A 13,081-nucleotide genomic window follows, 5' to 3' on the forward strand; every position below is an offset into this window, starting at 1 on the left:
TCGGTAAGCTCGTAAATTAACAACTTTATGAAGAGCTTACTAACCTTAGTCCTATTCCTAACTGTTCCCCATCTTGCGAATGCGGAATTTCAAGCGCCGGTAATCCGCGCGAAGATGTCCATGTTCAGTACGACTGTATCCGCCGGTGAACAGGTTAACGAAGAGCCTTTGGGGTCCATGTTAACGCTCCAGCCGATGGTTCTATGGAACTTTCCTTCCATCAACTCCCGCATGGGAATCCATTATATTATGGATTTCTCAAGCAATTACGGTTTCACCCCTATTTCCGGTATTGGGCTGACGGGATATTACTATTTGAAGGGTTTGCCGGCTTCTTACGAAACAACGCCGGATGATACGCTGGTGCAGAAGTCCAAACCAGGCTTCTTTACGTTCGCCAGCTTCACGCCGGTGAATTTCAACTTGAATAAAAAAGAATCCACCCCGAATGCGGGTGACGGTTTTTCTTTCAGTGCGCTTTTATATGAATTCATGCTGGGCGTGGGTTACGAATACCCACTTCGTCCCAATGCGCTGATCGCCGTGGAAATCTCCACCCGCGAGGCCAGCGGCGGAGACGGCAGTACAAAGTTCAGCTACTCCGGCCTGGGCCTGGGAATTTCCTTCACTACTTCCTACTATTGAAACAAAAAAAGCGGCCCTGAGGCCGCTTTTCTTTTTTGGCAAACTACTGAGTCGCCGCAGGATTCAACTCAGATTCATACTTCTGAGCCTTGTTTTCCAGATCCTGGATCTTTCTTTGCAATTTATCCAGCTGCTGCTGTTTACGACGCTGCTCCTGCTGCTCTTTGTGACGCTTCTGAGCCTCATCGTATCTTGCCTGGGCCTGCTTCATTTTTTCCTGCAGACTGGCTTCACGCTGCTGATGTTCGATCTCTTCCTTGGTCAGCTGCTTGGAGAACTGTTTTTGCTGAAGCTTGTAGGCCGCTTCGGCATCGTCCAGTGTCACCGCCACCACCACACGGCGGTTCAGGACCTTGTTGGCCGGGATTGACACCCCTGCCTTGTCCACTTCCGGCGCCAGAGGATGACTGGATCCGAAACCGGCTGCTGAAAGCAGCTTGGAGTCGACCCCACTTTCTTCAAAATAACGAACCACCGAGCTTGCCCGCAAAGAAGACAACTCCCAGTTGGACTTCACCAGACCGCTTTGAATCGCGTCGCTGTCGGTGTGACCTTCCACCGCAATCTTGTTCACGCCCTCTATTGAGCGTAAAGCACTGACCACCCGGCGCAGATTCGGCTTGGCCGTCTCTTTCACTTCCACCGCTCCGGAGTCAAACAACACTTCGCCGTCGAATTTCAACAGCAGGGTGTTATTGCCGTCCTTGATGATCTCCACGCCATTCAGGTCGCCGGAGCCTTTAAGGATGTTCATGATTTTTTGTTCAGCCAGCAATGCCGCACTGACTTCCTTGATGTTACCACCGAAGTACTTTGCCACTTCCTTACGAACCAGATCGAACTTTGTATTGTCAAAGCGGGACATCGAATACATAAGAACGAAGAATCCGAAGAGAAGCGTCATCATGTCGGCGTAACTGACAAGCCAGTTGGATTCGTCATGAGCCATTTCATGCTCATGCTCCTCCAAATGCACTCTGCTGCGTTTATTACGCTCTCCCATATTTACGCCGCCTTCTTCGCTGTATCCACTTTCAGAGCACCGTCATCCTCGCGCTGAGCAGGAGACAGGAAAGACTTCAGATATTCCTTGATAAACAAAGGGTGCTTCTTTTCGTGAACCAGAAGAATTCCTTCTTTGATGATTTCACGCAAGGTCACGTCGGCTTTGGAAACCGTCTGCAGCTTTTCGGAAATCGGGATCAAAATCAGATTGGCCACAACCAGACCATAGAATGTCGCCACCAGCGCGGTTGCCATCGCGGGACCGATACGATCCTGCGCACCCGGCTCACCCAGTGTTTGCAACAGGGAAATCATCCCCAGTGTCGCACCCAAAAGACCGAATGCCGGCGGGAAGCGGGACATCGTATGCCAAACTTTGATTTCTTCATCATCGCGCTTCTTTTTACCACGCAGGGCATTTGTCAGAACGTCTGCCAGCTCATCGTAGTTAAAACCATATTCCACCAACAACTTCACACCGTCTTTGATGAACGGATGAGTCTCTGGCTTCATCAACGCAGGAACGGATTTTGGGTCACGGCGATAGGCTTCCGAGATTTCCACGATAGTTCCAATGGTGCCCAGATAGTCGACTCTTTCACGACCCAGCATTTTGCGGGTGACGATCTTCAGGGCTGTCCAAAGACTCTTGAAGTTGAAGCTCAACAGAGCCACGGTCAAAGTACCACCGATTACAAGCACGATCCCGTGCACATCGGCGAACACCTTCGGATTCTTTGCCGCATCGAGGATTGAAAATACTGCAATACTGACTGCAGCCAAAATACCTAAAAGCCCCGCTATATTCATAGTTCCTCCGGAATATATACAATTGTCCAAGCATCGTTTCGGAGGCCTGAGTGAGACTCGAAACTGTACCAAGGCTTAGATTTGGGGGTGTTCCGCAGTTGAGACTAAATTACCTGTTCCGCAATTCTATATAATGAAGGGAACAGGGAGAGTGGAATGACGAGCCTTATTATTGGTGCATGTCTTGTGATCTTTGCGATCGAGGGACTTCTGATCAGTTTGGAGTACTTCAAGATGCAGAAGAATACAAAATTGCAATCCGCACTGGATAAAGCCAACAGCGACAAAGACCTTCTGGGCCAACGTCTGGCGCAGGCGGAGCGCGATCTGCAAAACGCGCGTGCTGAGGTTCAGGGCATTTATGTACTATGGAACAAATCTCTGGAATCCGAAAAGACCATGCGCCATGAACTGCATGTCGCCAAGACACAACTGACCTATCTTGCACAAAAAGTGATTCAGGGGGTTCCTGCTCCGAAAGTCAGCCCCCAGGCGGCGTACTGGGAAACTCAAGAGCGCACTCCGGAAGTGGCCGTTTCCAAAAACGTCCACCGGGAAAGTTATCAAGCCAATATGGATTTCATCTAGAGAGGACACTGCAAGAGCGCGTATTCCACCCCGCTCTTGCTGTTTTCCACAAACAGGTGTCTTCCCCCTGGAAGCACCGTCCACAATCCCCGCTCCGACATCGCCTTCACCGCCACCTTGTCAGTCACAGTAAACTTCTTTGCTTCCCCTGCCGGGGCGGCCACGGTCAGTCCGTATTCTTTCAAAATATTATAAGGTCTTTTTCGTTCTGCGTACCAGACTGCGCGAGGCTCCTGCTCGCCATAGACTTTGTACTCTTCGCGATAATCCAAAGGCTCCCCGGTTTCAACGGCCAAAGCCGCCGGCGCTCCTTGCAAATGAGTCAAAGGATAGAAAGCCCACTTTTCATCGCGCTCCAGCCAACCGCTGGTTTTAAAACCGATCTGCTCATAAGGTGCCACTACAAAGTCCGAAAAAGGATTGGTGCCGGCGTCCACTGATAGCCTTTGCGTTTCAAGACTCAAACGATCCGGAGCGACCTTATAGACCGCAAAGTCTTTGCCTTCACCGCTGGAATACGCCAGCAATCCGGGCTCGATACGCACACGGGCTTTGCCATTGGAATATTCCTGCCCGCACTTCAGCACACTGAGCATATTACCGGATTCGACTCCCATCAGGGTGTCCGGGGATCTTGGGACTTCGCGCGGAATCACACTCTGCCAGGCCTGGCTATTGTAGAACCCCAGGCGTCCGTTAGCTTCCAAGGAAACAAAGGTACTCTGATTCAGGCGTCTGAAGATCACATCAGACTTCCAGTTGTGGCCACAGACCCCCAGTTGGTTCAGCATTATTGCGCTGTCGCCCTCCATTCGGATTGGCAGCGTGCGCCCGCTATCAGTGCGCACAAAGGCCATATTGCCGAAAGTCGCAGCAAGGGAATATCTGGATTCTTCAAACGGATAAATAGCGTTGGCAATTGTCGACTTGGGTTCTAAATACGGAGTGAAGTCCTGAGTAAAACCCAATTTATTCACAATCCAGGTGTCGCCCTTGGCATTCAAGGTCAACGCACGATAGTCGCCGTCAGCAAAACGATCCATCGCTGCCAGCATCGAGGTCTGTTCAAAACGCCCGGACTTCATGGTCGTGCATTCCGGAAGCTTGGGGCGTGGCTTGCTGTTTTCAAAGATCATCGCCAGCACCAGCCCCAGGGCAATAACCACTGCCAGGATCACGGGGACTTTAATAAAAAACGGAATGGCTTTTTTATTGGTCATTTTTCACCTTGCTGCAATCCAGCTTCACAAGTCCACTGTTGGATCCCATGATCACATCCTTAAAGACGCACTTTTCATCCACCCGGACTTCATAGACGCCCTTACCCAGAACCAGCGGCACATTCGTCAGATGATTTCCCAGAAGGGCAAATCGTCCGTCATAGACATAAATGCCCCGCACTTTGGCATCTTCCACCACCAAAGCCCCGGCTTCCTGCACATCATAAGTGTATTCAGCATTGGGAACAATCAGGTAGTTTTCCAGAGTCTTTTCAAAGAACGGATCGCGGTAAAGGCGGATAGCCCACTTCCCCGTTGGCAGTGGAACACGCACATCACTGGTGAATCGCTTCACCACCTTACGATTTGTGTCCAGCAGCTCAATCTTCATCAGCTTTTCAACAAAGTTCGCCTGAAAGAAACCCTGACCACCCACCTTCAGCGTCACCTTCTTTTTCGGAGGGATCACGAACTCTGAAAACTTGTATTTGGGTTTCAAGTTCACGATCGCCAGATATTTTCCCGGCGGAACCTCAATCCCCTGGGACGCATGAAACTTGCGATAGATTTCATTCGGAGAGTCGGCCCGGAATAAAAACACCGTCGCGTTGGGCTGAGGACTGCTGACGAACAGATTCTTCCCCGGATTCAGCTGCTTGTCCAAGTCCTGGAACAGCTCTTCCAGCTTTTCTTCATCATCAGCCTGGGACATGTCACCAATACAGGCCAGCTTATCCAGAACATCCGGCTGGTTCTGTAAACCAAAAGCCACGACAAAGAATTTTAGATCGACGTCTTTTCCGCTGAGTTCAGCCGCGATTTTACAAGGATCCTGACCGCAGGTTTCCTCTCCGTCGGTGAAAAGAACCACCCGCTTCGGGCCCTTGTAATGCTCAACATCTTTATAGGCGTCCTTCAAGGCCTGTCCTATCGGAGTCATCCCCACCGGCTCAAAGCCTTTCACAATCCCTTCAATCGCACCCAGTTTGCTTTGTGCGGGTTCGATTGCCAGATAGTTGTCCTTGCAGTCTTTCTTGCGACGGGATCCAATCACCCGCAGACCACTGCTGGTCTTTTCGGTCCACTGGGACATCAGATAGCGGGCCAGCAGTTTTTTTAGAACATAGATTTTGGTTTTCTTCGGCCCCATCAACTGCCCCATGGAACCGGAGCTGTCGATGACATATTCCACCAGCGGAATGGCGGTCGATGGCAGATCTTCGGCCTTCACTTCGCCCGAGGCATTGGCGGGAATTTTGGAGGGATCAAAATCCATCTTATCAAGAAGATCCTCAGCTTTTAACTGCGTCATTCCCTGCGGCACGGAAGGTTCGTCCTTTTCCTGGGCCGAGGAGGCAAAAGCACACAAAGTCAGAACCAGCAGAATCAGCTTTTTCATCGTGGTTTCAGCATCTTTCCGACATAGTCTTCCATGCGAAGACCAATCATGATTCGAATGAAGTTCTGGCTTTCTTTGTAAGTGCCGCCTTCAGGAATACTATAAAAACCATCCGGTGCATTGGTCGGCGCCCCGGAGAAAGTCACCTGACTGGAGCTCATCCCCGTGCTGACATCCACCGAGAACCTCTTGAAGAAGGGAATAAAGCCCATGTGCACCAGGGTTGTCGCCCCAAGGGAAAGCTCCATCGCTGTTCCTGTAGAGCTGTCTCCCCGGGTGACTCCGCTGTCTTTCATCGAATAAGACGGGAAATAGGTCAGGTCGAAGTAAATACGGTTGAAGCTCCAGTCGAAGGACTTTTCTGAGTTGAAGATATTTGGACCAAACAGATAGTGGAAGTTTGCACCAAGCCCCATGCCAGAACCCGCACTGCTCAAAACATACTCATCGTCATTGGCAGTTTTGAAATCCGTGGACTTGGTCACAAGCTTCAGCGTGGGACGCAGCTCTTTCCAAATTGGCAGAAAACGGTAATGAATCGCAATCATGCTTTCGCGATAGGTGGTTTGTTTTTCTTCGCGATTGTAGGATTTCACCGGCACACTGCCACCGGAACTGCGGTATTCAAGACCGATCCTCCACAGGAAGTCGAAGTACCACATCAGATGAGTGTCCATGAAATTGTGTTCAAAGGTTTTGTACTGGTTGGCTTGGTTGGGAGAGGCACTTTCGATCTTCCCTTGATAAGGGCCGAAATCCAATTGTACATAACCCTGTTCGTAAGGATCCGGTTCGTCCGGCTGGAGGCCGCCTATTGGCGGGACTTCAGGTTCATCGTACTTTTTTTCCTGAAGCCGCGCCAGACTGACCACGCGGTCACGAACTTTCGGGAACTTGGTGATGGTTTTTGAGTCCAGCAGAATCAGGAACTTTCCATCCTGGATGTTTTCAACAGAGCCCCGGGAAATGACCTCGATGTCGTCATCCTTGATGCGCGCAATAACCACCAGGTCACCGACCCGAACCAGCGGTGTTGATGCGACGATCACCACATCATCATTAACCCCGATGATGGGCACTGAGTTCTTCCGGATCACATCCGGATTTATGATGCTGGCAAAGCAGACATTGGCGAAAATGAATATGCTGAAAAATAGATGAAGCCTCACAGGTAAATTCTATGAGGCCTCTCTGAAAGATACAATTCCAAAGCTAGCGTGCGCGGTAAATCCGGCCCTTGCTGCGACTGACAAGAAGGATCTGACCCGAGTCAAAACTGACAATACTGTCGACTGGATCCTGCACGGAATTCGCATAGACCTGATAGCTGTCCAGATCGATAGTGAACACCTGATTGGCGTCTTTCATGGTCCCGATGATCATTCGATCATCGGGACGGATCACCAGACGACGCCCCTGCCCCGGCACATCAAATGGCGAGCTGCTGATCTCATTGACCCCGACAAACTGAACATCCGCCGCCGTCGGAGTTTTAGCAGGCCCGTCGGTCAGGACGGCAACGCCACCCGTTCCAGACAGCAATGCCATCACCCGATGCGAGCTCACATCCACAACCAGATCCGTCGGTTTGCAGTCCTCATGCCCTGCAACCCCATCCCACAAAGTAATCTGGGCAACCAACCCAGGTGTTCCCCCTGAGCGGACATTGCTGACATTGAAGACAAACAGTTTGTGCGAAACAGATGGACTGGTCTGCTGGGTCGCCACGTACAGGCGTTCCAGATTTTTATTCAAGACCATTCCTGAAATTTTGGCGGTGCCGAAGTTGTAGATCTGAACAGCACTGGCCGGATTCAGATAGTCATAAAGCAACTTGTCGCCGTTGTCTGAAGCATAGAAGACATACGATGAATCCAAGGACTCAGTCAGACGCAAATCCGAGTTCAGGCTGCTTGTGAACAAATTCTGAGGACAGTCACCTATACACTTGTTTCCTGTACCCAGGCTTAAGCCCGTCAGATCCGTCGCCGGGATACGCAGTGCTTCTGTCGTCAGACCAAACGGACCTACACGCCCCGTTTGCGATGTGAGCAGAATATCAAAGCTGCCGGACGTCTTCACCAAAGCCATACGCTTGGTCTGAGTGCCTGCCAACCAAGGCAGATCTTCCATAAAGTTCCATGGAGGATTCACCAGGGTACCATTGGGCTTGTTCATCGCCCCATTCACCAGAGTCAGATCCCACAGAAAGTGCTTGGTGAACATGCCCAGTGTGTAGGTTCCCGCAAAGACCAGGTGATCGACGATGTTCGACCCCAGAGTCAGCGTCACCGGCACCTCGTTAAGCCAGTTCAGGGACAGCGGATTCATCGATGGCAGACTTTCGGGACGGGCCGCAAAAATATCAAAAAGTTTTTCCGCCAACAGGTAGTTGTTGCGGATCTTCACTTTCCATTCCTTGGTTGCCACATAGTTTCCGTCGGTGGCTTCCGCCCGGATCATGAATTCGCCAGCTTTCAGAGGGCCTGCACCATCCGGATCCACTGAGGCATCCGTGTCTTTGGCTTTGAATTCAAAGTTCGGACCCTCGTCATAACGAAGCTCATCGTTCACATACCAACGATAGAAAAGTGTATCGTTCGCATTCGGATCCGATGCCGAGATCGAGAAGGACACCGGCGCTTTTTCCGACGCCAGAACATCCGTTCCCGCTGGCAGGAAGCTGTTGATTACCGGTGATGTTTCAAACGGCGACAGCGGATTTTGCACTTTCAGATAGAAGCTGACCGTGTCCGTTTCCTGGGTTTTCAGGTCACGCACACGGACGCGCACCTGATGACCGTCCCCGCCTTCTGCAGTCACATCGGCCGGATAGGCCGGATTCCAGCTGATGATTCCTTTAGCCGAATCGATGCACATGCCGTTGGCTTCAGCGCACGGACGCGGAGAGGTCACCAGTGAATACTCCAGGGAGTTTCCTTGGGAGTTATTGACGATCACTGGATACTTAAACGGTGCTGACGGCATACTGGCCGCCGTGTGCGGCATAAAGTGAACTGGCGTTCCCGCCAGGTTCTGACGAGGGCTCACGAAGTAAGCCGGTGCCACGACATTGATTCTAAGCGGAGTCGCACTGGCAGAACGAGGCAACGTCAAACCATCGCGGTCCACATCGCCATTGTCATTCACGAACAGTTCCGCAGAGTGCTCACCAATATGAGTTCTTTGTGGGCACCATTCCATTTTATAGCGCTGGCGCAAAGCACTACCAACCAGCTCTGGCGCCCCTACCGGAGTCAGCTTTGGCACTGCCAAATCCAAATTCAAATTAGTCCCATCACCGCACTGAGAAACTGAGACATTGCGTTTGTAAGTGGCATCGTACGTCGCAATTTCGGGAGCCCAAGTTGTGCTGTTGGCATGGCACGAATAAGGATCGGCCACCACCGGATCCAATGTCGCATGCCGCAAAGGCACACCATTGGCGTCCCGGCACAGAGTCATCAGTGTTGAGAAGCTACCGCCACTAGGAACATAGGCGTCACTGTCGTAGAGGTAAATATCCTGACTGAAATAGGTGTCAGCAAAAATACGGAAGTTATTACCAGAAACAATTTCAGCAATCGATGGCACCTGATTTTTATTGATCAGGCGGATTTTATAGAAGGCATCCGTGGACTGCTGAATATCCGGCATCGTTTTGGCATCATAGACGCGCATTTTTACAACCAAACCATCCGTGCCTGAGAATTTTTTTGAGTCAGAATCCGTCGGATTCCACACCAGCTTGGCAGTGGTCTTGGAGCCAGGTCCCGGGGTGAGTGCTTCGCGTTTTTCGATGAAAACAGACAGACCTTCCGGCCTTGGCACCCACGTCGAAGTCTTTAAGTCATACACTTGGGCATCAAGATCGAAATTGACCGTCTGAAGCTCGGATCCTTTGTTGTTATCCACAGCATAAATATTGTAGATAGACTCGGTGGCTTCATTGAAATCCCCCAGAGTCAAAGGAGTGCCCAACGCAGCTCCGGTACCTCCGGCCAATGGTGTGAAACTGCTGTTCGTCAGCACCGGCTTGGTATTGATCTCTTTCACCACCAAAGTCACATTCGTCACAGTGCTCAGAGTTCCCCAAGGGGACCTTTCAACAGCCGTGACCTTGAAACTGAAGTTTCCGGAATAGTCACTCGGGTGTGGAGTGTAGCGGAAGTAACATCTGTTTGTCTTGAAATAGTTCCGATCCGCAACCGCTGGCAATGCAGAACACACATTGGTTCCTGTGCACGAAGAGTTTGCAAGACCCGTTGTTCTGCAGACGCTCCACTGCCCCACGGGCCCCGTACCGACGGCTTGAACAGAAAAGGTGTAATAGTCTTTCGGATCCAGAGGATACCAATAGTCATCCAGTGTGTAATACGGCGACGGCAGCTTCAAAGCGCTGTCTGCCACCTGAATCAAACCATCCTGAAGATTCGTACCCTGAGTCGCAACAATTGTCGGGCTGCTGACAATGATCGACGGATTGTTGACATCCGTGAACCGCAACGTCGCCTGACGACTGTTGGAAGCGGGGGCTGTGGTTGTCCATCCCAGATTCTCCACTCGGCGAACCCAGGCGTTGAGGGAGACCGTCCCAACCGACATCACCAGCGGATCAATCAACTCATAGTAGGTATAATTTGCCGTACGGACTCGCGTACCGGCCGGTAAATTAATTGCAGTGGTTCCTGTCGCGCGGAAGAACCTGACAACACCCTGATGTTCAAAGACACCGGTGTTTTCAACCTTTAGATTCGAAGCTTCCGCAGGCAGTGTATCCACAAAGGTATTGATAGCTTTTGCCGGAGCCCGGTATCCATCAAGGGCCCGCACTCGGAACTTACGATAGATATCCCCCTGATTGGAGGTTCCGCGCTGAACCATATGTTCATTCCAGTCATGAAGCCCCGGAGGATCCGGCAATGTCGGCGAAGTGGCCGAAGGAGTTCCGGAAACTGCGCGGACCGTAAAGACTGGCGCCCCGGCCAGCGTGTTGCTTGAAGTAAGCAAAGTGCCATCAGCAATCAGAATTGGTTTTCTCCAGACAGGAATCGAAACACTGCTCACTCCAACCGGCATGGCGATTTCATCCGGAGTTTCAAATTCCATCAATCGGCTTGCCGTGCGCACCACGGTGAACTTTGGAATTGTGATGGCCGTCGCAGTCGTCGGTCGGCTGAATGTCACGATACCACGATCATAAAGAGCCGTCGGATTTGTGACAGTGACTCCGGCTGGAACCGTCGTGCCGATCACTGTGACAGTGTTCGCTGCCGCTGTAGTGTCATTCGCCACCACTGGGAACAGAACCTCTAGGTCACCTGTGTTTATGGTGACGTTCACTTTCGGCCTAAAGACGATATTACTTCCTGGGACGGTGAAGGTATTCGATGTCGTAAAGGTTCTGGCCACAGTATCCGTCGCAGAGCGCATAAATCGCACATAGCCTGCCGCTGTTCCCGAGATGTCTGCGGACGTGTTCATAACACGGATACAGAATGAAGAGGCATTACGACGATAGGTGGGCTCTGTCATCCCCACCATGCGACGCAGGACTAGCATTTGATTGGTCCCGCAATCCACCACATTAGTCAGTGAATCAATGGCCCCTTTATTGGTGGCCGTGCCAGTCATACTGAAATCGTATGCCTCCAGCCACAACGGATCGTTGTCCCTGTCAGAAACTGTGTAGGTGATCGAATTCTGAATCTGATTTGTTCTGACCTGAACGGTCATGTCCCCCCCTGCCAGGCAGGGTTTGGTATTGCGGTCCGCAGCTGTCAGAGTCAGGGTCTTTGGAGCCGCGTTGCCGTTGTGATTGTCCTTCAAAGTGACAATGAAGGTGCCCGTTTTAAGAGTGTGCAGAGGCTTCCACAGGTAGGTGTAGCGAACCCGATCCGCCAGCACCTCCGGCGAACCGACTTGAGTAATGTAAGACTTCAACGTTCCGGCAGTTGTCACCGTCAGCTCATCTGGAGGCGACGCCGGATTCGGCCCGACGTTATCGGGGTCTTGGAAATCCAAATAAAACTGATAAGGGGCCGCGCCATCCGGCACCTCTTTCGCGCAGTAATCATACTCAATAGCGCTGCTGTTGACCGGATTCACTCCACCCAGCATGATCGGAGCCGCGTTGGTGTCTTTGACGGTGACCTGCACATTGGCCAGGGTCAGGCCGCCCAAAGCATCCGTGACTTCGAGTATGATGCTGTTTAGACCTTTTCGTGCGTCTTCATTGTTGGGTGTCCAACGAAGGGTGATTTCACCCGCATTGTTGATTTCTGTCGGAGCCATCTGTTCATTCAGATACAGCGGATTGGATCCGGAAATCGCCTCGGCCACAACTTTGATGGCATCGCCATCCTCGTCTTTGAATTTAACGGTACACACCCATTCGGTGTTTTCATTCACGGTCGGTGCACAATTGTAGCTGTAAATGGGACGACGATTGACGTTTTCAACCAAAACCGGCCAGTCGACACGGCTGATCTTTCCACCGTCAGACAAAATCACACTCATTGTGTAAGGATCTGGGCGGCCATCATCATAGGTTGGCTCCCAGCGCACGATGCCTTCTTCGGCCGTGCGCAAAGACCCCTCGAGCATCCAGGCGTAAAACACCTGATCCCCATCCGGATCCCTGGCGGTGGCGCGAATTTCAATTTTTTTGCCTTCTTCCACCCGTTGTTGTTGCACCTTGGTGGTGGCTTTTTCATCCAGGACTGGCGGACGATTCACGATTCCAAATGGATAAGGCTCTGCCGTGACGTCACCTTCGGTGTTGTACACGAACTCCACGCCGAAAGACTTCATAAACGTCAAAAAATCATAGCTGTTGGAAAGACCGTTACGGATAAAACGGTACAACAAATCCGGATTGAATTCCGGAGAAATTCCAAACAGAGCCAGTCGTTCCTCCCGGAACTTGACCACCGCCTCCGTGATTTTCTGAATTTCATCTGGAGTATAAGTGCTCAGATCACGGCCCGGATAAGTCGACAAAAGATTATAGACCAGCGTCGTATCAAGGCTTGGCTGGATAATCGCATCCGGATACACCACGGCATACCAAGGCAGAGTACGATACTCCATCACCACTTTCAGAACCATGGCTCCGGAAGGACTCAGCCCCTTGGGCATGATGGAACGAATATAATCCGGCTTGGCATCTGTGGTCATATCCAGCAGGTTTTTGGTTTTCTTTTCCGCCTGGACAAATTCAGTCAGATACAGGGAAAACTTTTTTGTGCTGGCCGGGTTGACCTTGGTCATATCAAACTGCAATAGACTGCCCGGAGGAATCACGATTTCACTCGATTTCCCCTGCTCTTCAAGGCAGCCTGTCAACCAGACTGCCGCCAGAATCAGCGCCAAAGCTTTTAAAATCATCCCCTGCCCCCGCAGAAATCAAACG

At 51.3% G+C, this 13,081-nt stretch carries 8 protein-coding genes; 2 read left to right on the forward strand and 6 right to left on the reverse strand.

Translation table 11 applies throughout. The features are described 5' to 3' along the window. Positions 1–120: 120 nt before the first annotated feature. Positions 121–645 (forward strand): hypothetical protein, encoded by a 525-nt coding sequence (locus BD_RS13840; protein WP_144313786.1) that lies wholly within the window; start codon positions 121–123, stop codon positions 643–645. A 43-nt stretch (positions 646–688) separates the two neighbouring features. On the opposite strand, the gene BD_RS13845 is transcribed toward BD_RS13840, so the two are convergent. Both BD_RS13845 and BD_RS13850 read right to left on the reverse strand, forming a co-directional pair. Then, complete coding sequence (locus tag BD_RS13845) at positions 689–1,648, reverse strand: OmpA/MotB family protein (protein WP_011165392.1); 960 nt, start codon at positions 1,646–1,648, stop codon at positions 689–691. A 2-nt stretch (positions 1,649–1,650) separates the two neighbouring features. Beyond that, positions 1,651–2,460 (reverse strand): motility protein A, encoded by an 810-nt coding sequence (locus tag BD_RS13850; protein WP_231839185.1) that lies wholly within the window; start codon positions 2,458–2,460, stop codon positions 1,651–1,653. A 156-nt stretch (positions 2,461–2,616) separates the two neighbouring features. Between BD_RS13850 and BD_RS13855 the strand changes: the two genes are divergently transcribed. Further along, positions 2,617–3,048 carry a hypothetical protein gene (locus tag BD_RS13855; protein ID WP_011165394.1) on the forward strand — a complete coding sequence of 144 codons (432 nt, stop codon included), beginning with the start codon at positions 2,617–2,619 and terminating at the stop codon, positions 3,046–3,048. Here the strand turns inward: BD_RS13855 and BD_RS13860 are convergent. The 4 genes from BD_RS13860 to BD_RS13875 form a co-directional block, all read right to left on the reverse strand. Next, positions 3,045–4,268, reverse strand: a complete 1,224-nt coding sequence (locus BD_RS13860; protein WP_011165395.1) for a hypothetical protein — start codon at positions 4,266–4,268, stop codon at positions 3,045–3,047. The genes BD_RS13855 and BD_RS13860 overlap by 4 nt on opposite strands. Then, complete coding sequence (locus tag BD_RS13865) at positions 4,258–5,667, reverse strand: vWA domain-containing protein (protein ID WP_011165396.1); 1,410 nt, start codon at positions 5,665–5,667, stop codon at positions 4,258–4,260. Before BD_RS13865 ends, BD_RS13860 begins: the two co-directional genes overlap by 11 nt. Continuing rightward, positions 5,664–6,764, reverse strand: coding sequence for a hypothetical protein (locus BD_RS13870; RefSeq protein ID WP_231839186.1), 1,101 nt, complete (start codon positions 6,762–6,764; stop codon positions 5,664–5,666). The genes BD_RS13865 and BD_RS13870 overlap by 4 nt, the downstream gene beginning before the upstream one ends. A gap of 115 nt (positions 6,765–6,879) precedes the next feature. Beyond that, positions 6,880–13,056, reverse strand: a complete 6,177-nt coding sequence (locus BD_RS13875; protein WP_011165398.1) for a hypothetical protein — start codon at positions 13,054–13,056, stop codon at positions 6,880–6,882. Positions 13,057–13,081 lie beyond the last annotated feature (25 nt).

The sequence above is a fragment of the Bdellovibrio bacteriovorus HD100 genome, from assembly GCF_000196175.1.
GTDB classification, from domain to species: domain Bacteria; phylum Bdellovibrionota; class Bdellovibrionia; order Bdellovibrionales; family Bdellovibrionaceae; genus Bdellovibrio; species Bdellovibrio bacteriovorus.